19 protein-coding genes are annotated in these 18788 nt (G+C 62.4%); 2 read left to right on the plus strand and 17 right to left on the minus strand.

The features are described 5' to 3' along the window. Positions 1 to 10 precede the first annotated feature (10 nt). The 6 genes from ACZ9EJ_RS09640 to ACZ9EJ_RS09665 all read right to left on the minus strand — a co-directional run bounded on the left by ACZ9EJ_RS09640 (position 11) and on the right by ACZ9EJ_RS09665 (position 6842). Positions 11 to 775, minus strand: a complete 765-nt coding sequence (locus ACZ9EJ_RS09640) for a DUF1028 domain-containing protein (protein ID WP_046640670.1) — start codon at positions 773 to 775, stop codon at positions 11 to 13. A 3-nt stretch (positions 776 to 778) separates the two neighbouring features. Next, positions 779 to 2563, minus strand: coding sequence for a gamma-glutamyltransferase family protein (locus ACZ9EJ_RS09645; RefSeq protein ID WP_046640671.1), 1785 nt, complete (start codon positions 2561 to 2563; stop codon positions 779 to 781). A gap of 36 nt (positions 2564 to 2599) precedes the next feature. Continuing rightward, entirely contained in the window at positions 2600 to 3475 is an 876-nt protein-coding gene (locus ACZ9EJ_RS09650; RefSeq protein WP_046640672.1) for an ABC transporter permease, read from the minus strand. Next, a complete protein-coding gene (locus ACZ9EJ_RS09655; RefSeq protein WP_046630704.1) occupies positions 3472 to 4419 on the minus strand; it encodes an ABC transporter permease in 948 nt (315 codons plus the stop codon). Before ACZ9EJ_RS09655 ends, ACZ9EJ_RS09650 begins: the two co-directional genes overlap by 4 nt. An 86-nt stretch (positions 4420 to 4505) precedes the next feature. Next, positions 4506 to 6011 carry an ABC transporter substrate-binding protein gene (locus ACZ9EJ_RS09660; protein ID WP_046640764.1) on the minus strand — a complete coding sequence of 502 codons (1506 nt, stop codon included), beginning with the start codon at positions 6009 to 6011 and terminating at the stop codon, positions 4506 to 4508. 90 nt (positions 6012 to 6101) lie between these two features. Beyond that, positions 6102 to 6842 (minus strand): FadR/GntR family transcriptional regulator, encoded by a 741-nt coding sequence (locus tag ACZ9EJ_RS09665; RefSeq protein WP_046630707.1) that lies wholly within the window; start codon positions 6840 to 6842, stop codon positions 6102 to 6104. A 215-nt stretch (positions 6843 to 7057) separates the two neighbouring features. Here ACZ9EJ_RS09665 and sthA point away from each other — a divergent pair, with 215 nt between their 5' ends. Further along, positions 7058 to 8542 (plus strand): Si-specific NAD(P)(+) transhydrogenase, encoded by a 1485-nt coding sequence (gene sthA / locus ACZ9EJ_RS09670; RefSeq protein WP_046630709.1) that lies wholly within the window; start codon positions 7058 to 7060, stop codon positions 8540 to 8542. 99 nt (positions 8543 to 8641) lie between these two features. On the opposite strand, the gene rpsD is transcribed toward sthA, so the two are convergent. Beyond that, positions 8642 to 9259 (minus strand): 30S ribosomal protein S4, encoded by a 618-nt coding sequence (gene rpsD, locus ACZ9EJ_RS09675; RefSeq protein WP_007751555.1) that lies wholly within the window; start codon positions 9257 to 9259, stop codon positions 8642 to 8644. A 297-nt stretch (positions 9260 to 9556) separates the two neighbouring features. Here rpsD and ACZ9EJ_RS09680 point away from each other — a divergent pair, with 297 nt between their 5' ends. Further along, positions 9557 to 9802 (plus strand): DUF982 domain-containing protein, encoded by a 246-nt coding sequence (locus ACZ9EJ_RS09680; protein WP_037084504.1) that lies wholly within the window; start codon positions 9557 to 9559, stop codon positions 9800 to 9802. Between the two features lie 4 nt (positions 9803 to 9806). Here the strand turns inward: ACZ9EJ_RS09680 and ACZ9EJ_RS09685 are convergent, their stop codons facing one another. The 10 genes from ACZ9EJ_RS09685 to ACZ9EJ_RS09730 form a co-directional block, all read right to left on the minus strand. Further along, positions 9807 to 11321: a helicase HerA domain-containing protein gene (locus ACZ9EJ_RS09685; RefSeq protein WP_046640673.1), complete on the minus strand. Its 1515-nt coding sequence runs from the start codon at positions 11319 to 11321 to the stop codon at positions 9807 to 9809. A gap of 124 nt (positions 11322 to 11445) precedes the next feature. Next, a complete protein-coding gene (locus ACZ9EJ_RS09690) occupies positions 11446 to 12075 on the minus strand; it encodes a LysE family translocator (RefSeq protein WP_046640674.1) in 630 nt (209 codons plus the stop codon). Positions 12076 to 12085: 10 nt separating this feature from the next. Beyond that, the gene (locus ACZ9EJ_RS09695; RefSeq protein WP_046640675.1) at positions 12086 to 12457 is read right to left on the minus strand and encodes a GFA family protein; all 372 of its coding nucleotides are present in this window, start codon (positions 12455 to 12457) and stop codon (positions 12086 to 12088) included. Between the two features lie 23 nt (positions 12458 to 12480). Next, entirely contained in the window at positions 12481 to 13119 is a 639-nt protein-coding gene (locus ACZ9EJ_RS09700) for a LysE family translocator (protein ID WP_046630719.1), read from the minus strand. Between the two features lie 63 nt (positions 13120 to 13182). Next, entirely contained in the window at positions 13183 to 13653 is a 471-nt protein-coding gene (locus tag ACZ9EJ_RS09705) for a GNAT family N-acetyltransferase (protein ID WP_046640676.1), read from the minus strand. 57 nt (positions 13654 to 13710) lie between these two features. After that, positions 13711 to 13947, minus strand: a complete 237-nt coding sequence (locus tag ACZ9EJ_RS09710) for a hypothetical protein (protein WP_046640677.1) — start codon at positions 13945 to 13947, stop codon at positions 13711 to 13713. A gap of 383 nt (positions 13948 to 14330) precedes the next feature. Beyond that, positions 14331 to 15128, minus strand: coding sequence for a glutamate racemase (gene murI, locus ACZ9EJ_RS09715; protein ID WP_046640678.1), 798 nt, complete (start codon positions 15126 to 15128; stop codon positions 14331 to 14333). Continuing rightward, positions 15112 to 15963 carry an RNA methyltransferase gene (locus ACZ9EJ_RS09720; RefSeq protein ID WP_046640679.1) on the minus strand — a complete coding sequence of 284 codons (852 nt, stop codon included), beginning with the start codon at positions 15961 to 15963 and terminating at the stop codon, positions 15112 to 15114. The genes murI and ACZ9EJ_RS09720 overlap by 17 nt, the downstream gene beginning before the upstream one ends. Before the next feature lie 60 nt (positions 15964 to 16023). Then, a complete protein-coding gene (locus ACZ9EJ_RS09725) occupies positions 16024 to 18015 on the minus strand; it encodes an FUSC family protein (RefSeq protein ID WP_046640680.1) in 1992 nt (663 codons plus the stop codon). Between the two features lie 132 nt (positions 18016 to 18147). After that, entirely contained in the window at positions 18148 to 18678 is a 531-nt protein-coding gene (locus tag ACZ9EJ_RS09730; RefSeq protein WP_046640681.1) for a hypothetical protein, read from the minus strand. Positions 18679 to 18788 lie beyond the last annotated feature (110 nt).

Below are 18788 nucleotides of genomic sequence, written 5' to 3' on the forward strand. Positions count from 1 at the left end.
GGAGTTTCCGTCATTGGGGCTTCCAGGGGGTGGCAAAGGAGGCGGACGCACGGCCTTCCGCTTCGCGGGCGGCTTCCAGCTCGGCGATCTTCTGGTCGATGACGCGGCGATCGATCATGCCATGCGGGTTTTCGCGGGTCGGCATGGTTTCGGCGACATGCAGGAAACGCTCCTGCGCCACCGCGTAGAGGCGGCGCAGTTCGCCGAGCGGATCGGCGTGATCGTCGGCATTGATGCGCAGCCAGGGATAATCCTGGTCGCGATAGAGAACCATGGCGGCGGACTGCTTGCCGCGCTTGTCGCCGCCGGCTGCCTCGCCGGCATCCATGGCGGCGAGCAGGCGCTCGGCGAGCGGCGCGCCTTCGGCCGCCTTTTCCTTGTAGACCCGCAGCGTCTCGGCGATCACCTGCGGCCCGGCCAGCATGTTGCCGGCGACGGAGACGTTGTCATCGACCAGATGGCCGGCCCAGTCGACGCAGATCTCGCCGGTATAGGCGGCATTGCGGCCATTGGCGTCGATCAGATGGAACTGGCGCTGACGACGGCCGTCATCGCGCGCCGTCAGCGTCTCGATGATCTCCTGCGGGCTCCTGCTCTCTTCCAGCAATTTCAGCCCATCCGTGCCGTAGAGCGGGCTGACGAAGGCCTGGGTGGCGACGGCACCCACCCTGCCCTTGATATGCGGGACTGCGGCGCCGACCGCGAAGAAGCGGCTGGCAACAGAGATCCCGAAATGACCCGTTTGCGGATCGCGTGCGACGATCGACCATGTCATGGCTTATCTCCCGACCGCATAGGCCTGCATCAGGCGCGGCGTTGCAGCCGCCCGCAGCAATCCGTCCGCATCGCGGCGCGCCGCGGTCAAACGGCCGACACTCCAGGGATCCGCGACCGTGATCTGGTGGCCGCGGCTGCGCAGATCGGCGAGCACGTCCGCACCGATATTGCTTTCGACCATGATGTTTCCCGGCTGGCTGGTGCGTGGATAGAAGGAGCCCGGGAAATGGGTGGTGTGGAACAGCGGCATGTCGATCGCCGCCTGCAGGTTAGGCTTGTGGTGGACGTAACGCAGGAAGAACGGCAGCTGCCACTGGTCCTGCTGGTCGCCGCCGGGCGTGCCGAACACCAGCGTCGGGCGACCCTGATGCAGGGCGAGCGACGGAGTGAGCGTCGTACGCGGACGTTTTCCCGGTTCGAGCGAGGTTGGCAGGCCGGGTTTCAGCCAGAACATCTGGGCGCGGGAATTCAGCGCGAAACCGAGGCCAGGCACGATCGGCGAGGACTGCAGCCAGCCGCCCGACGGCGTGGTCGAGACCATGTTGCCCCAGCGGTCGATGACGTCGATATGGACCGTATCGCCGCGCTTTTCGGTGAGATGCGACATGGTCGGCTCGTAGACCGCGCCCTTGCCGCTCACTTCCGCCAGCATGCCCATGGTGAGGTCGAACTGGTGGTCGTAACTGGGGACGCGGCCGGGGCGCAGCTCGAGCGAGGCTTGGCTGCCGATCAGCTTGCGGCGCTCGGCATTGTAGCCTTCCGACAGGAGATATTCGGTCGGGATCTGCGCGAAATCCGGATCGCCGTAATAGACTTCGCGGTCGGCGAAGGCGAGCTTCATGGCTTCCACGACAACGTGCACGAAATCCGGTCCGGCCGGATCCATCGCCGAGAGGTCAAAGCCCTTCAACAGCGCCAGCGATTGCAGGAGCACAGGCCCCTGCCCCCAGGCCGGCGTCTTGGCAACGGTCCAGTCGTGATAGTCGTAGGTCTGCGGCGCCTCGACGGTCGCCTGCCAGTTGGCCATATCGTCGGCAGTCAGCACGCCCTTGTGGCGGGCGCCGCTCGCGTCCATCACCTCAGCCGTCGAGACATAACGGTCGATCGCCTCGGCCACGAAGCCGCGATAGAAGGCATCGCGGGCCGCTTCGATCTGGTTTTCGCGGCCGGTCCTGGCTTCGGCCTCCGCGATGATGCGCTTCCAGGTCTCGGCGAGCACCGGGTTTTTGAAATTGCTCTGCGCCTCGGGCGCCACGCCGCCGGGTAGCCAGGTCGCGTGGGAGGTCGGCCACTCGGTCTCGAAGAAGCCAGCAAGCCCCTTGATGGTGGCGGAAACGCGGGCGAGCATCGGGTGGCCCTGTTCCGCGTAATAGATCGCCGGCTCGAGCACATCGCGCACGCTCATCGTGCCGTAGTCGCGCAGCATCAGCATCCAGCCGTCGAAGGCGCCGGGGATGACGGTCGCGAGCAGGCCGTCGCCGGGGATCAGCTTCAGGCCTTCCGACGTGTAGTGCTCAATCGTGGCACCTGCCGGTGCAGGCCCCTGCGCGCAGATGACTTCGACCTTGTCCTTTTTCTTCGAGTAGAAGATGGCCGGCATGTCGCCGCCCGGACCGCAGAGATGCGGCTCGACGATCTGCAGTATGAAGCCGGTCGCAACCGCCGCGTCGAAGGCATTGCCGCCCTTTTCGAGGATCGCCATGCCGACGGCCGAAGCGATCCAGTGGGTCGAGGTGACGACCCCGAACGTGCCGAGGATTTCCGGCCGTGTGGTGAACTCAGTCATGGTGTTGGTCCTTTCAAATCATGCTTGGCGCGGCCGTCATGCCTCGCGAGGATCCAGCGCATCGCGCAGGCCATCGCCGAGGAGATTGAAGCCGATGACGACGAGGAAGATCGCCGCGCCCGGCCACATCGCCATCCAGGGCGCCTGGCTCAGGAAGTTCTTGGCGACGTTCAACATCGAGCCCCAGGAGGGGGCCGGCGGCTGCTGGCCGAGGCCGAGGAAGGAAAGGCTCGCCTCGGCGATGATCGCGGTTGCGATCGTCAGCGTCGCCTGGACGATGATGGGTGCGAAAACGTTGGGCAGGATGTAGCGGGTCATGATTTCGAAGTGATTCAGGCCGACGGCGCGTGCGCCTTCGACATAGTCCTCCGTCTTGACCGCCAGGACCTGACCGCGGGTCAGCCGCACGAAGATCGGCATGGCGGACAGGCCGATGGCGATCATCGCATTCATCAGGCTCGGGCCCAGAAATGCCGCAAGCGCGATCGCCATTATCAGGAAAGGCATGGCGAGCAGAGCCTCCGTGATCCGCGAGATCACCATGTCCACCCAGCCACCGAAATAACCCGAGATCAGGCCGAAGGGCACGCCGATGCCGACCGCAATGGCGACCGAAAACACCCCGGCCATCAGCGATGCCTGGGCTCCCCAGATCATGCGGGAAAGAATGTCTCGGCCAAGATCGTCGGTGCCGAGCCAGTACATGGCCGAGGGCGCCTTGCGGATCGCCGTCCAGCTCGTGGCGACGGGATCGATGATCGGCAGGGTCGGGGCGCTGGCCGCAAGGATTGCGAAAAACAGGACGATGACGGCGCCGACGAGCGCGCTCCTGTTCTTCTTCATCTTGCGCCAGGCGCGGCTCCTGTCGCGCTTGGCTGACGCCACGGGCGGTGCTTGGTCGATCGTGGTCATAGGGTGGCCCTCAGACGCGGATTGAGGAGGACATAGAGGACGTCGGCGAACAGGTTCATCAGGATGAAGCCGACCGCCGTGCACAGCACGACGCCCTGCACCACCGCATAGTCGCGGTTGAAGACGGCGTCGACGATCAGCTTGCCGAAGCCCGGAATAGTGAAGATCTGTTCTGTCAGGACGGCGCCGGCCAGCAGTTCGCCGAACAGCAGCGCCGATAGCGTCACGACCGGCAGCAGCGCATTGCGGAAACTGTGGCTGAGGATGACTTCCCGCGGAGAAAGGCCCTTGGCGCGGGCGGTGCGGATATAGTCGGCGCTGAGCACGCCGATCATCGCCGATCGGGTATGGCGCATCAAGGTCGCGGCCAGCGCATTGCCGAGTACGAAGGCCGGCATGACCATGGTCTGCAGCGACCGGACGGGATCGACGAAGATCGACTCGAAGCCGGAAGCCGGAAGCCAGCCGAGCTGCACCGAGATCAGCAGGATGAGCATGATGCCGAGCCAGAAATTCGGGATCGACAGGCCGGTCAGCGCCAGCACGTTGGCGATGTAGTCGATGAAGGTGTTCTTCTTGACCGCCGCCAGGATGCCGATCGGTATGCCGATCAGCATGGCGAAGAACATCGCCATCACCGCAAGCTGGATCGTCACCGGCAGCTTCTGGAGGATCAGTTCCAGGACAGGCTGGTTTGTGCGAAGCGAGATGCCGAAGTCGCCGGTCAGCACGCCGCCGAGCCAATAGAAATATTGCACCACGACCGGATCGTTCAGGCGGTATTTGTCGCGCAGGAATTCGATGACGGCAGGGTCACGCTCCTCGCCGGCCATCGCCAGAATGGGATCGCCGGGCAGCAGTTTCTGCAGTGAAAAGACAAAAATGGAGATGATCAGCAAGGTCGGGATGGCGACCAGCAGACGCTTTCCGATGTAGACAGGCATGACGCCGTCCCCCGTTGAGCAACATTGTTACGAAGCGATGCGGAAAAAGTGCCGCACGGGGTCCAATCCCATGCGGCACGAGAGGCTTAACCCTTCTTGACGCCTTGCAGGCGGATCATGCCGTCCGGACTGGCCACGAAACCGGTAATGTTCTTCTTGTAGGCCCAGATCCAAGACTGATGGCCGAGATAGATAACCGGCATGTCTTCGTTGAGGATCACCGAAGCTGCATCGTATTTCTGCTTGCGGACCGCATCGTCGGTCGAGGCGCGTGCTTCGTTGAGCAGCTTGTCGACGTCCGGATTGCAGTATTTCACGTCGTTGATGCCGCCCTTGCAGCTGACAAACTGATGGATATTGCCATCAGGATCGACGCGGCCGGACCAGTCGGAGCGGCTGAGCTGGAAATTGCCGCGGGTCTGCTCTTCGAGCAGGGTGGCGAACTCGGTCGACTTGAGGCTGACGTCGAAACCTGCTTCGGCAACCATGGACTGCAGGATTTGCATCATCTGCTGGGCGACCGGGTTGTTCGGGATCTGCAGCTCGACCGGGACGCGGTCGAAGCCGGCGGCCTTGATCAGAGCCTTGGCCTTGGCGACGTCGCGGGCCGGAACCGGGATCGCCTTGTTGAACCACGGGCTGTTCGGCGGGAACGGCTGGTTGCCGCCGACGGCGGTGCCTTCGTAAACGATCTGGTTCATCGCGTCGCGGTCGATCGCCAGCGAGAAGGCCTGGCGCAGGCGCTTGTCCTTGCCGAACGGGTTGTCGGCGCGCGGGCCGTTACCAACATTGGCGTAAAGCGCCATATAGCCGATATTGACGGTCGCATCGTATTTCAGGCCCGAATTGCCCTTGACGGCTGCGACATCGGTCGGCGCCAGGCGTTCGATGAAGTCGAGGTCGCCCGACTGCAGGTTGGCGAGGCGCACGGTCGTATCCGGGATCGGCAGGTAGGTGACCTTGTCGACGAAGATCTTGTCCTTGGCCCAGTAATCCTTGAACTTTTCGAGCACGATGCGGTCCTGCTGGACGCGCTCGACAAACTTGAACGGGCCGGCGCAGACCGGCTTGGAGCCGAAATTGGCACCGAGCGCCTTGGCGGCGGTCGGCGAGACGATCATGCCGGCGCGATCGGAGAGCTGGGCGAGCAGCGTCACGTCCGGGGACTTCAGGGTGAACTTGACTTCGAGGGGGCCGGCCGCTTCGACCTTGGCGACGGATGTCAGCTCGCTCTTGCGGCGGGATTCCGGCAGGGTCATGTTGCGTTCGATGGTGGCAACCACGGCTGCGGCGTCGAGCGGGGTATCGTCATGGAACTTGACGCCCTCGCGGATCTTCATCGTCAGTTCCTTGCCGTCGGCGGACCATTTCCACTCGGTGGCGAGCTGCGGAACGATCTTCAGGTCGGGCGAAACGTCGACCAGCTTGTCGCACAGCGCGGTATAGACGATACGGCCGACGAAGGTGCGGGACTGGGCCGGGTCAAGAACGTCGGCATCGTCCTGCAGGCCGATGCGCAAATCGACAGCAAGCGCCGGAAAGGCGAAAAGCGCGCCGGCCAGCAGCGCGGTCGTAAGCTTGGTAAGTCGCATCATGATGTACATTCCTCTCTTGTTTTTAGGTTCCTGTTTTTAGTCTTGGCCGGTTTCCGGCTTCTGATGGTGGGCCGCGTGCGCGGCCAGTCAGCTTGCTTCGCTGAGCGATCCCCGTTCCACGGAGCCAAGGGACGTCGCGCGGATGAGCCGCTCCTGAAGCATCAGCAGATGTTCGCGCATCGCCTCCCCCGCCTGCACCGGATCACGCGCAGCGATCGCCTCTATGATGGTCTTGTGCTGGGCAAACGAGATGTTGACCGCATTGCCGCTCGAACGGGCGCGCTCGCGGATCGCCCGCCATGCCTCGTCCTGGCGGACACGGTTGATGACGTCGAAGATCGACAGGAAAAGCTGGTTGCCGGCGCTCTGGGCAATCAGCCGGTGCAGCGTCCCGTCCCACAATTCGCGGGCGTCGGCGTCGCTGCTCTCGATGATCTTCAAGGCGATCTCGTGCATCTTGGCGATATCCGCCGGCTTGGCGCGCATGGCCGCCAGCTGGGCGAGCTGCGGTTCGATCCTCAAACGGACTTCCATGATCTCCATGAAATCCGTGCCGGCGACGATAGCCCCCACATGGTTGCTCCATTCGCTCGGTCTTTCGCCGATAAAGGTGCCTGATCCCTGGCGACGCCAGATGAGACCTTCGGATTCGAGCACCTCGAGTGCACGTCGCACCGCGCGCCGGCTGATGCCGAGCATATCGGTCAAAGCCCGTTCGGTCGGCAGGCGGCCTTCAGAACCGAATTCCCCCGCCCTTAAAAGCTCCCTCAGGCGATCCAGCGCATAGCTCGAATTGTCGTGAGCCTCGCCCGCTTTATCCTGTACCATTTTCCGTACCAATTTTTGATTGGTCCGAATGGATGGCATTTCCCGGTCTCCGTCAAGTTAATTTTTCAGCAGTTCTTGCGGTGCACAAAATTGATGCATACAGATTGAAATCGAGGCTTGGACGAGCCGCAATCAAAACTTTAGAATAGGTGTCTACAAAGGGATTCGTGTGCTGCTGCATCGCGGCGGCCGTCAGATTCGGAGCGGAGAATTCCATGAACCAATACGACCTCATCGTCGTCGGCAGCGGACCGGCCGGTCGCCGTGCAGCCATCCAGGCAGCCAAGCTCGACAAGAAGGTTCTGGTGGTCGAACAGGGCAAGAGGGTCGGAGGCGTTTCGGTCCATACGGGCACGATCCCGTCGAAGACATTGCGCGAAACAGCGCTCAATCTGTCCGGCTGGCGCGAGCGCGGTTTCTACGGCAAGGCCTACCGGGTCAAGCAGGAAATCAGTGCGGAGGACCTGCGTCGCCGCCTGCTGATCACGCTCGATCACGAAGTCGAGGTGCTCGAACATCAGTTCGCCCGCAACCGCGTCCAAAGCATCCGTGGCAAGGCGACTTTCGTCACGCCCGACACGATGGCGATTGCCAAGGACGACGGCGACGTCATGCACGTCATGGGCAAGTCGATCCTGCTTGCGGTCGGCACCAAGCCTTTCCGCCCCGATTACATGCCCTTCGACGGCAAGACGGTTCTCGACAGCGACGAGCTGCTCGAAATCGAGCAGCTGCCCCGTTCGATGGTGGTCATCGGCGCCGGCGTTATCGGCATCGAATATGCGACCATCTTCAGCGCCCTCGATGCCGCCGTCACCGTCATCGATCCGAAATCGACCATGCTCGACTTCATCGACAAGGAAATCGTCGAGGACTTCACCTACCAGCTGCGCGACCGCAACATGAAGCTGCTGCTCGGCCAGAAGGCGGACAAGGTCGAACGCTTGGCCGACGGCAAGGTGATGGTGCATGTGGACAGCGGCCGCCAGATCATCACCGATATGGTTCTGTTCGCCGCCGGCCGCATGGGCGCCACCGATACGCTGAACCTCGCCGCAGCCGGCCTCGAGGCAGACAGCCGCGGCCGCCTCAGGGTCAACCCGGAAACCTTCGAAACCTCCGTTCCAGGCATCTATGCCGCCGGCGATGTCGTCGGCTTTCCGAGCCTTGCATCCACATCGATGGAACAGGGCCGCGTCGCGGCCCGCGTCGCGGTCGGCGCGATTGCCAAGGAACCCCCGAAATACTTCCCCTACGGCATTTATGCCGTGCCGGAAATCTCCACCTGCGGCCTCACCGAAGAGGAAATGAAGGAACGCGGCATTCCCTACGAATGCGGCATCGCCCGCTTCCGCGAGACCTCGCGCGGCCATATCATGGGCCTCGATACCGGCCTCCTGAAGCTGATCTTCTCCTTGAAGACCCGCCGCCTGCTCGGCGTCCATATCGTCGGCGAAGGTGCTACCGAACTTGTCCACATCGGCCAGGCGGTGCTGAACCTCAAGGGCACCGTCGAGTACTTCGTCGAGAACACGTTCAACTATCCGACGCTCGCCGAAGCCTACAAGATCGCCGGCCTCGACGCCTGGAACCGCATGGGCGAAGGCCCGAAGGAAGCGGTCACTCCACAGTTGGAGACCGTGGCGACGGTTAAGGCCGAGACCGCGACAGCAGAGAAGAAAAAAGCCGCCTCCAAGTGAGGCGGCAGCTCCGGACAAGCCCTTCCGGTCAAACGAAAAAAGCCGCCTCGAAAGGCGGCTTTTCTTTTGTGTATCGGAAACGCCCCGAAGGGCATTTCATCAACGCGAGTAGAATTCGACGACCAGCTGCGGTTCCATGATGACGGCGTAAGGAACGTCCGTCAGGCCCGGAACGCGGGCGAAGGTGGCAACCATCTTGTTGTGGTCGACTTCGATATAATCCGGAACGTCGCGTTCAGCGAGCGAAACGGCTTCGAGAACCGTGACAAGCTGCTTGGACTTCTGACGGACTTCGATGACGTCGCCGGCCTTGCAACGGTAGGAACCGATGTTGACGCGGACGCCGTTGACGGTGACGTGGCCATGGTTGACGAACTGGCGGGCAGCAAAGACCGTCGGAACGAACTTGGCGCGGTAGACGATCGCGTCGAGGCGCGATTCGAGCAGGCCGATCAGGTTTTCCGAAGTGTCGCCCTTGCGGCGGTTGGCTTCGTCATAGATCGAGCGGAACTGCTTTTCGCGCAGGTCGCCGTAATAGCCCTTGAGCTTCTGCTTGGCGCGCAGCTGCACGCCGAAGTCGGAAAGCTTGCCCTTGCGGCGCTGGCCGTGCTGGCCGGGGCCGTATTCGCGACGGTTCACCGGGGACTTCGGACGGCCCCAGATGTTTTCGCCCATACGGCGGTCGATCTTGTATTTGGACGATTCGCGCTTGCTCATCGTATTTCCTTTCAACAGGTTACACCGGCTTGTTGCCAAGCCGGATCAAGGAAACACGCCCTCCTCTGAGCCCTGATTTAAGAGCTCTGACAGGTCTCTCACGAAAGCGTCCGGAGAAAACCACGGGACATGTCAGTGAAACACCGGGTCTTTCGGCCCGGCGTTGGCGCGGTGTTTAGGCGGATGTCACAGGAATGTCAACTGCACCGGTCTCTTAACCTTTCGGCAAGGCTGTCTGCAGGCTTTTTTGACGCGGCAAGGCGTTGGCACCATCTTAAGGAAAGGAGGTGTTGTGTCATGAACTCGAAACTCTGGAGCAGCCCGATCAGGATCGAAAACCCCGAAACCGGCATGGTCCGCACCGTCAAGACGGTACGCGATGCGAAAACCGTCCTCGACCGCTTCTGGCCGGCCTATCACGGCAGTCAGCATCATCTCGCGGAACAGGTCTGCGACGAGGCGTTGAAGGGGAAGTCGAAGCCTTCGGAAGCCCGCCGCGCCTTTATCGCCGCGGCGGTGGAAGCGCATTTTCACATCCACTGAAGGCCTACTCGGCGGCGAGCCTCGCCTCGCCCTCATCCGGTGCGTCGGCACTACCCGGCGCGGTTTCCGCCTGCAGATCCGGGAAGGCGACAATGCGCTTGCCCGAAAAGTCCGCATGTACGATGATCAGGCCCTGTTCCTCGAAATAACCGAGCAGGCGCCGGGCGCGACGCGCCGAATGGGTGCCATAAGCGCGGGCGATCCGTGCGTCCGACGGACATGGTTCCCCTGATATCGCCGCCTTCGCCATCAGCAGGAAAACGCCCTGGAGGTCATCTGAAACGCCCGATGACAGCGACAGCGCCGTCGCCCAGGCGTCGCTTGAAGCGGTTTCCATATCGACGCCCGAGCGGGCGATCGCCGTGCGGCGGCGGAACTCGCCAAGCGACAGCGGCGGACCCGGCAGGCGCCGCATCCGGGCGCGCACCAGAAAATCCTGATACAGGACGGAATCCGTCCGGTAGGCGGATTGCGGATCGTCGAGGATTTCCGACAGGACCGCGGACAGCCGCTCCTCGCGCTCTTCGGCGGACAATTCCGGCTGGGCGACACGCGGTTCCTGCGGCGCCGGCACCGCGGCGGGTGTCGAGCGCGACAGTTCGGCCAGGATATCCGTCGTCGGCCGCGGCGCCGGCGGCGCACGGCGGACCAGCGGCCGGGTGAATTCTTCCGGATCGGGCGTGAAGATCAGGTCCTCGACGTCCTGCGGCGCATCCGGCAGCGGCATCAGCTTCGGGCTGGAAGAGCGCGCCGACGTCTCGACCGTACCGATAACGATCGGCAACGGCCGGCGCGACAGGGCCGGGCCGAGGGCGACGAAATTGCCACGCTTCAGGTCACGGAACATTTCCGCCTGGCGGCGGTCCATGCCGAGCAGGTCGGCGGCACGCGCCATGTCGATATCGAGGAAGGTACGGCCCATCAGGAAGTTCGAGGCTTCTGCGGCGACGTTCTTGGCAAGCTTTGCAAGGCGCTGGGTGGCGATGACGCCGGCAAGTCCGCGCTTTCGACCGCGACACATCAGGTTGGTCATGGCGCCAAGCGAGAGTTTTCGCGCATCTTCCGAGACGTCGCCGCCGACCGACGGCGCAAACATCTGCGCTTCGTCGACCACGACCAGAACCGGATACCAGTATTCGCGATCGGCATCGAACATGCCGTTCAGGAAGGCGGCGGCGGCCCGCATCTGCTCTTCGAGATCGAGGCCTTCCAGGGTCAGGACGCAGGAGACACGATTCTTGCGGATACGGTTGGCGATGCCGGCAAGCTCGGCCTCGCTGCGCTCGCCATCGACCACCACATGGCCGAATTTTTCAGACAGCGTGACGAAATCGCCTTCCGGATCGATCACCACCTGCTGCACCCAGGGCGCGGACTGTTCGAGCAGGCGGCGCAGGAGATGCGACTTGCCGGAGCCGGAATTTCCCTGCACGAGCAGACGGGTCGCCAGAAGCTCCTCGATATCGAGCTTGGCCGGATCGCCCCCGGACACAATTCCCATATCGATGCCGACCTGCAATGCACTTACCCCGTATGCTGTCTCTTCGCGGTGACCGTTGAGGCCGCGACTCCAGAACTCTAACAGAGATCGGGATTCGTTTCGCCGGGCAAGATCGAAAATGCACAGGCCTTTGCGAAACCGCTCAGGATGCCGCGCGACGATAGAAAGCGAGCGAGCCGGCAAGCGCCAGAAGCGCCCCACCGCAGAGCCTGTCGAGCCAGAGCGCACCCTTCCTCTTGAGCAGATGCACGGCGCGCGAGCCGAGCAGCGCATAACCGAACATGACGGCCAAATCGATCAGCGCGAAGACGAGCGCCAGGATCGCATATTGCTGAAACTGCGGCGCATCCGGGACGATGAACTGCGGCAGGAAAGCCGAGAAGAACAGGTATCCCTTGGGATTGGTGACCGCGACGAGGAAGCTCTTCAGGAAGATTGACGTTGCGGAACCCGAGCCGGCTGCAGCGCCTGCCGTTACGTCGAGCGAGCCTTTCGAGCGCAGAAGCATCAGCCCGAGAAACGCAAGATAACCGGCGCCCAGCCATTTGACGACCGAAAACCAGAATTCGGAGGCCGCCAGCAATGCGCCAAGGCCGAGGGCCACGGCGCCGATCAATACGAAATCGGAGATCATCGCTCCTGCCATGCCCGGCAGCGCGCGGCGAAGGCCATAACGCGAGCCGTTGGTGAGCGCGAGAAGCACGGTCGGCCCGGGTGTGGCGATGCCGATGAGCGCGACGATCGCGAAAGCAAACAGGGTAACGTCACTCACCGCTCTTCTCCTACCAGAGGTGCCGACCGTCGATGACCGTATGCGGCCATTCCTCGGCATCGAAATCGTCGAACAGCCTGGCATTCACGGCGATACGCCGGGTCTTGCCGTCCCAGGTGCCGTCCATCTGGAAATCCGGGCTGTCGCTATAGGTGGTGCAGCCGCATGTGCCGCAGAAATGATGCGCCACCGTTTTGGTGTTCCACCGATAGATCTTGTCACTCGCGGCATCGGCGGTGACCTTGACCTGTTTCGGCTCGTAATAGGCATGCAGTGCGCCGCGCCGGGAGCAGAAGGTGCAGGTGCAGCGGGTGAGTGCCTGCGGCAGCTCACCCTTGATCTCGAAAACGGTCTCGCCGCAATGGCAACGCCCGGTGATCATCCGCTATTCCTCCCCGATGAAGCTCAGGCGGCCGCGCGCTTGAAGCCGACCGACAGCAGGCCGGCGCCGATCATCAGCGAACCGCCGGTGCGGTTGACGATCCGCTGGACCTTCGGCTTGCGGATGGTGTTGCGCGCCATCGAGGCTAGCAGGCCGTAAAGCGTGGCGTTCAGGGTTGCGAGCACCAGGAAGGTTACTTCGAAGACGGCCATCTGGAAGAACAGCGGCTGGCTAAGATCGAGGAACTGCGGCAGGAAGGCCACGAAGAAGACGATGCTCTTCGGGTTCAGCGCGGTGACCACATAGGTGTGCAGGAAAATCTTGAACGGTCTTACCGATGTCACCTCCGCCTCGCCCACCTCGGCAGCCCGTTCCGAAACAGGTGCACGCCACAGCTTGATGCCGAGATAGATGAGATAGGCAGCCCCCACCCATTTCAGCACGGTGAAGAGCGCAGCAGAGGTCGCAAGCAGCGCGCCGAGACCGAGCATCGAAGCGGTCATCGCCGTGAAATCGCCGAGTGCCGTGCCGGCGACCGTGGCGGACGCCACCTTGCGGCCATGGCTCAGCGCATAAGAAATGACGAGCAGGATCGTCGGCCCCGGAATGGCCAGGAGAACCGAAGACGCGGCGACGAAAGCGAGCCAGTGTTCAAGCGACATGCGAATGTTCCTCCAGAGAATGGAGCGAGCAAGCCACCGATTTTTTCGGTTTGCAAGCGGTGTTTATTCGGTCGTCATGCGCCAGCGATAGAGCACGTCGGGCTCCTTTTCTTCGTTGGCCGCGCCATCGGTCTGCCTGATCTGTACAAAGCTGCGCGCTTCATAAAAACGGCGGGCGGCGGCATTGCGCTGGAAGGTCCAGACAAAAAGCTGCGAATGAACCCCTTTGGCGATGTCCAGCAGCCGGGAACCGATCCCCTGCCCCTGCACGCCCGGAAGGATATAGAGCTGATCGACCCAGTCCCTGCGAAATGCGACGACGCCGAGCAAGGTGCCGTTCCTCTCGGCGCCCCAGATGTCGCAAGTCGCGAAGAGATGCCCGCGCCAGTATCCGCGATCCTCCTCCGGCGTGTGAAGCTGAGCCAGCCAGGGCAGCCGGTCGTCGAAGGAAATACGATGAACGCTCGCGGCCTCCGCCATATCGCCACGGCAAAGTTTGTGGAAGACGACCGTCATTCTTTCAGCTCCAGCCATAGAATCCTCCACGAGAGGCCCCGGCGGAAAGCCCGCCGAGGACCCGTCTCAGCCCTTTCACAGCCGGAGGTCCCAAAAGATGAACCGAACATTTCCGCGGTCGTCCTCAAGTTCGGGGAAGCCGATATCGCGGCGCATCCGATTGGAAAGATCGGAGACTCTGTTCTCTTCTTGGCGACGTCTCCAGGCTGCCAGGAGCAGTGCACCAGCAGTCTTCCAGACGCCATGTTCGCGGCAGAGTTCATGAACCGCAGCCGAAAGGGTATCAGCAACCATAAATTGTGATTCACGCATGATTTTCCGTCCCGGCGCATGTCGCGGCCAGGTCCTCTGAGATGAAGAAAGACGTGCGGATGCGGACAGGGAAACGCGGTAAATCGCGTCGTCAGCCGGTCACGTCAGATCAATGGGAAAAGTGCCAAAACGGCGGAAATCCAGCCTTATACAGCCTGGAAGCACATACCGGCCGGCATCGATGTGCGATACACCGAGGCCACAATAGCCGTTCCGCCAGAAAGGCGCATAAACATGGTAATGAACTTCATTTCACGCCTCCTGTGTTCGATTTGCGGAATAGGTAAATAATACACGAGATCGCTCGGTGAGCAAGCGCACAATCACGAATTGCACTCACCACGAAGAAAGCGTGGTAAATAAGCCACACCGCTGGATCGCGCTCAGGCCCTGAGACCAAAACCCTGCATCAGCCGGCGGGTGGCGAAGTCGGGATTGCCGGAGGTGAAGACGGCGAAATCGTAGTTGTCGGGATGCTCGGCGCCCTCGACCAGGGGCACTTTTCGACGCGCCTGCCTGGCGATCGCCTCGGCGGGGTCGAGCCAGTCGACCGGCCAGGGAGCGAGCCTGCGGAACACATTGGCCATGAAGGGGTAATGGGTGCAGGCGAGCACGACGATATCGGTTTTACGGCCGTCCTTTTCGACGAAACAGGGCTCGATCTCGGCCATCACAGCCTCGTCGGAAATCGTCTCGCCGCGGATATAGGCTTCCGCCATGCGGGCGAGGTTCTGTGAGCCGACGAGGCGCACGTGACACTGGGTGGCAAAAGACTGGATGAGGTCGCGGGTATAGGCGCGTTTCACGGTGCCGGGGGTGGCAAGAACCGAGACGAGGCCGGAACGGGTGCGTTCGGCAGCCGGCTTGATCGCCGGCACGGTGCCGACAAAGGTCATCTTGGGGAAAGTCTCGCGCAGGTCGGCGCCGACCAGCGTGAAGGCGGTATTGCAGGAGATGACGCAGACTTCCGGATCGTATTCGTCGAGCAGTTTTGCAAAGAGCGCGATCACCCTCTCGCGCAGGGCCGGTTCCTCCCAGTCGCCATAGGGAAAACCGGCATCGTCGGCGACATAGATGAAGCCGCGTTCCGGGATCAGCACGCGCGCCTCGCGCAGCACCGTCAGCCCGCCGATGCCCGAATCGAACATCAGCACGGGTTTCGATTCATTCTTCCGCGTCATTCCCCGTAGTCTCCCCAGAAGCCCCCTTGGGCAGATCAGCCTTTTCAGGCTTCGGCCCGTCCTTTTTCGACCATCCGCGGGGAAAGCGGTCGAGCGAGTTGATGACGCCCCGGAACACGCTGATCTCCTGCTCCGTAAAACCCCGCCGCGAGATGACGGCGCGAAGGTTGTCGATCATTCTTGGCTTTTTCGCGGGCGGATGAAAATAATTACGGGCGTCCAACGCCTCTTCCAGGTGCTCGAAGAGACCGATGACCTGTTCCTTGGTGGAGGGACGCTGCTCGATCGGCAGAAAGACCGTCTCGGCAAGATCGTCCATGCCCGATTTCATCCATTCATAGGACATCAACAGCACGGCCTGGGCGATGTTCAGCGAGGCGAAGGCGGGGTTGACCGGAAACGTGACGATCTCGTCGGCGAGCGCCACTTCCTCGTTGGTGAGACCCCAGCGTTCGCGACCGAAGAGAATGCCGGTCTTTTCGCCGGCCTTGAACCTGGTGCGCAGGGTCTCGGCCGCGGTCACCGGCGAGCGCACCGGCTTGAAGCCGTAACGCTCGCGCGCCGTCGTCGCATATACGAAATTGAGATCGGCGATCGCCTCTTCGAGCGTTTCGAACACCTTCGTGCCATCGATGACGTGATCGGCCTTGGAGGCGGCGGAGCGGGCCTTTTCGCTCGGCCAGCCGTCGCGCGGGTTGACGAGGCGCAGTTCCGCGAGGCCGAAATTGGCCATGGCGCGCGCCACCATGCCGATATTCTCGCCGAGCTGCGGCTCGACCAGGATGACCGCCGGTCCTTCGGCTATGAGTTCGCGCTCGCTGTTGGTGCCTGACATCTCTGTTTCCGTATCCAAATCCAAGGCCGGAATACCGGTGACCGGGGCAATCGGCAAGCCTTATGCCGCCGCGGGGTAAAGCCTGCGCAGCATGGTGCCGATCATTTCGACGCCAACGCGACTGCCGTGCTTGAAGATCGGCAGATGGCGGCTGGCGCCTCGGATCAATTTGCGCTTCACCACGAAACATTCCGAACCCCGGGCCGAAAGCGCTCCGATATTGTTCAATACCTCCTCCAGCGCCGCCAGCACGTCGCCTTCCGGCTTGTGTCCTGCCTGGACCGCGTTGCGGGCGAAGATCCGCGCCCAATAGGTCGCTCCGAGGAAGATGCCGAGCGTCTGGCGAACCTGGCCTGGACGACTGACGACCGACCAGCTGGTGCCAAGCGGGCGTGCTGCGAGCGTGACCTCGCGATAGGCGGCATCGAGCTTATGGGAGAGCGCGATGATCTCAAAACCGCTCCGGCCCTCCCTGACCGCGAAAAGAAGCTCGCGCAGGCCGTCGAACCAGCGCCCCAGCGCAAGATCAAGGGTCGAGCGTGTCGATGCCGGGAAAACGAGGAAGGCGACGACGGTTCCCGCAAGCGCGCCGATCAGCGTCTCCTCGATCCGGAGCTGCAGCAGGTCAAGGGTCAGCACGCCGGTCATGCCATAGATCAGGCAGAGCACGATCGAGATGAAGAAGGTCATCGCAGCATAGGAAATCTGCAGACAGTAGAAGCCAAGAAAGATGCAGAGCACCGCGATCGGCACCGAAACCAGCGGATACCCGCCGATCAGCGTTGCCAATACGAGCCCGGATGCGATGCCGAGCAGCGTGCCGATCGAGCGCTGAAGGGCCCTGATCGCCGCATCGCCGCGCGACTTGGTGTTAGTGAAGATCAGGAAGGCCGTCAGCACCGCCCAGAACCAGCGGTCGCGCGACAGCATCAGCCCAAAAACCATAGCCAGGCCAGATGCGATCGTGATCTGCACCGCCGATCGCATCACCGGGTTCTTGAGCGAGAAATCGATTTTTGCCGACGGCGGCTTGGCGGTTGCATCCTCTATGGTCCGGAAACCGTCACGCCGCCCCTCCTCGATGGCTTCCGTCAAGGCCATCCTGACCTTCTGCAGCCAGATCAGGGCGGCGGCGCTTTCCGCCACCCGGTCATCGTCAGTAACCGCCGGGCTGGCTACGATCTTCTCGGCCATCTCCTGGTCGCCTTCGATCAGCGCATGGAGGAGCATGAAGGGCGGCAGTGCTTCGAACGACAGAACGATCACGCTTTCCGCAGCGAGATGCACGTCGAAAATCTTCATCGTCAGAGACGTCAGCGGTTCGTCTTCCGGATCGATCGTGCCGTCTGCCGTGCGTGGAAGGAAACCTTCCGCCATCAGCACGACGTCTTTCAACCGCTCCTCGAGCTGACGCAGTTCGCGCCGATCGCTATCCGAGATGATCCCGCCGCTCGACAGAAGCGCGAGCTTCATCAGGATATCGCCCACCCTGCCCTGAATCGCCACCAGCGACTGCAGAAGATCGCGCCGCCAGTCGTCCGGCAGGAGATAGGTGCGGACCAGATGGCCGGTAACGACGGCGATCACCGGACCGATGACCCCGAGCGGAAGGTCGGAAAGGTTTGGTTTCAGGTATGCGCCCATGAAATAGGACGTAAACGCGAACATGCCGACTGCAAATCCGCGCGGCCCGTAGACGCGCCCGACGGTAGCGCCAGCAATGACGACCAGGAACATCGGATCGGAAATGTAGCGGTAGTCTTCGAGGACGGCAGCCAGCCCGACGCAGACGAGGCTGACCGCGCCGCCGATCAGACGCGTCTTCAGCTGGTCGGACGGCAGCCGGTCGCGCACCGCGACGCCGCCTTCGATCGACAGGATGATCGCGAGCCCGTAGGCGATCGTCGGCAGTGCCAGGCCGGCGATGTGGATGAGCGCAAGGCAGGCCACCGCGGCGATGACGGTCAGGGTCACGCGTCCTGCCATGCGCAGGCGCGACAGCGCCGGGTCGTTGGCGAGCAGCCAGTCGCGAATCTTTGCGGCAAACGTCATCAACAACCCCAGGCGAGTGCCGATACCCGCTCCTGGCCGCCGACTATATCGCCTGGGCAAAGTTTGGCGAGACCGAGCACAGGTCTGGAGTCCACGATCGAGAGAGCGACGCGCCGCCCGATCACCGCCGGGTTACTCGCCCTTGGCGATCGACTGCATCTCTTCGATCACCGAATCCCGCTCGCCATCTGCGACGCGGTGGATGTCGTCGATGACAGGCTTGCCGCCTTCCTGGATGATGTCGAAATGCAGTTCGTTGACACTGTCCTTCACCGCCGCCTCGTCGACGCAGGTCCACATCTTGAAGGTCACGGTCACATCGGTCATGCCGTTGGCGCCCTGTGCCGAGGTCGTCTTGATGTCCTTCAGCGGACAGCCGTCCTGCGACGAGGTGATGACGTCGTAGCCGAAGGGGTCGCCTGGCTGGTTGTTCTCCGTATCATAGGCCGGGTGCTTGGCGGCTTCCGCATAGGCGCCCCGGAATTTCTTGCTGAACAGGCGCGCCAAGGGATCGGCATCGAAAATGTATTTCCATTCGCTGTCGACGGTATTCCAGTTGTCCTCGGTGATCTTCATCACCTCTTTCACGGGGTCGGTCACATCAGCCGCCGCGGCGAAGGTGGAGATCAATGAAAAGGCAAGAGCAAGCGGCAAGGTCCGCATAAGATCAAATCCGGCTGTTGGAGAGCGATTTGGCCGGACATTAATCAGGCATTATGGTTTGGCAAGGGCAATCGTCCGCAGGTCCGGAGACACCGCGCTTTCTCGCGCGA

This window comes from Neorhizobium sp. USDA 3394, from assembly GCF_056280385.1.

Coding starts and splice junctions, on each gene's coding strand:
- ACZ9EJ_RS09640 (WP_046640670.1), bottom strand. CDS start 775: ATGACATGGTCGATCGTCGCACGCGATCCGCAAACGGGTCATTTCGGG.
- ACZ9EJ_RS09645 (WP_046640671.1), bottom strand. CDS start 2,563: ATGACTGAGTTCACCACACGGCCGGAAATCCTCGGCACGTTCGGGGTC.
- ACZ9EJ_RS09650 (WP_046640672.1), bottom strand. CDS start 3,475: ATGACCACGATCGACCAAGCACCGCCCGTGGCGTCAGCCAAGCGCGAC.
- ACZ9EJ_RS09655 (WP_046630704.1), bottom strand. CDS start 4,419: ATGCCTGTCTACATCGGAAAGCGTCTGCTGGTCGCCATCCCGACCTTG.
- ACZ9EJ_RS09660 (WP_046640764.1), bottom strand. CDS start 6,011: ATGCGACTTACCAAGCTTACGACCGCGCTGCTGGCCGGCGCGCTTTTC.
- ACZ9EJ_RS09665 (WP_046630707.1), bottom strand. CDS start 6,842: ATGGTACAGGATAAAGCGGGCGAGGCTCACGACAATTCGAGCTATGCG.
- sthA (WP_046630709.1), top strand. CDS start 7,058: ATGAACCAATACGACCTCATCGTCGTCGGCAGCGGACCGGCCGGTCGC.
- rpsD (WP_007751555.1), bottom strand. CDS start 9,259: ATGAGCAAGCGCGAATCGTCCAAATACAAGATCGACCGCCGTATGGGC.
- ACZ9EJ_RS09680 (WP_037084504.1), top strand. CDS start 9,557: ATGAACTCGAAACTCTGGAGCAGCCCGATCAGGATCGAAAACCCCGAA.
- ACZ9EJ_RS09695 (WP_046640675.1), bottom strand. CDS start 12,457: ATGATCACCGGGCGTTGCCATTGCGGCGAGACCGTTTTCGAGATCAAG.
- ACZ9EJ_RS09700 (WP_046630719.1), bottom strand. CDS start 13,119: ATGTCGCTTGAACACTGGCTCGCTTTCGTCGCCGCGTCTTCGGTTCTC.
- ACZ9EJ_RS09705 (WP_046640676.1), bottom strand. CDS start 13,653: ATGGCTGGAGCTGAAAGAATGACGGTCGTCTTCCACAAACTTTGCCGT.
- ACZ9EJ_RS09710 (WP_046640677.1), bottom strand. CDS start 13,947: ATGCGTGAATCACAATTTATGGTTGCTGATACCCTTTCGGCTGCGGTT.
- murI (WP_046640678.1), bottom strand. CDS start 15,128: ATGACGCGGAAGAATGAATCGAAACCCGTGCTGATGTTCGATTCGGGC.
- ACZ9EJ_RS09720 (WP_046640679.1), bottom strand. CDS start 15,963: ATGTCAGGCACCAACAGCGAGCGCGAACTCATAGCCGAAGGACCGGCG.
- ACZ9EJ_RS09725 (WP_046640680.1), bottom strand. CDS start 18,015: ATGACGTTTGCCGCAAAGATTCGCGACTGGCTGCTCGCCAACGACCCG.
- ACZ9EJ_RS09730 (WP_046640681.1), bottom strand. CDS start 18,678: ATGCGGACCTTGCCGCTTGCTCTTGCCTTTTCATTGATCTCCACCTTC.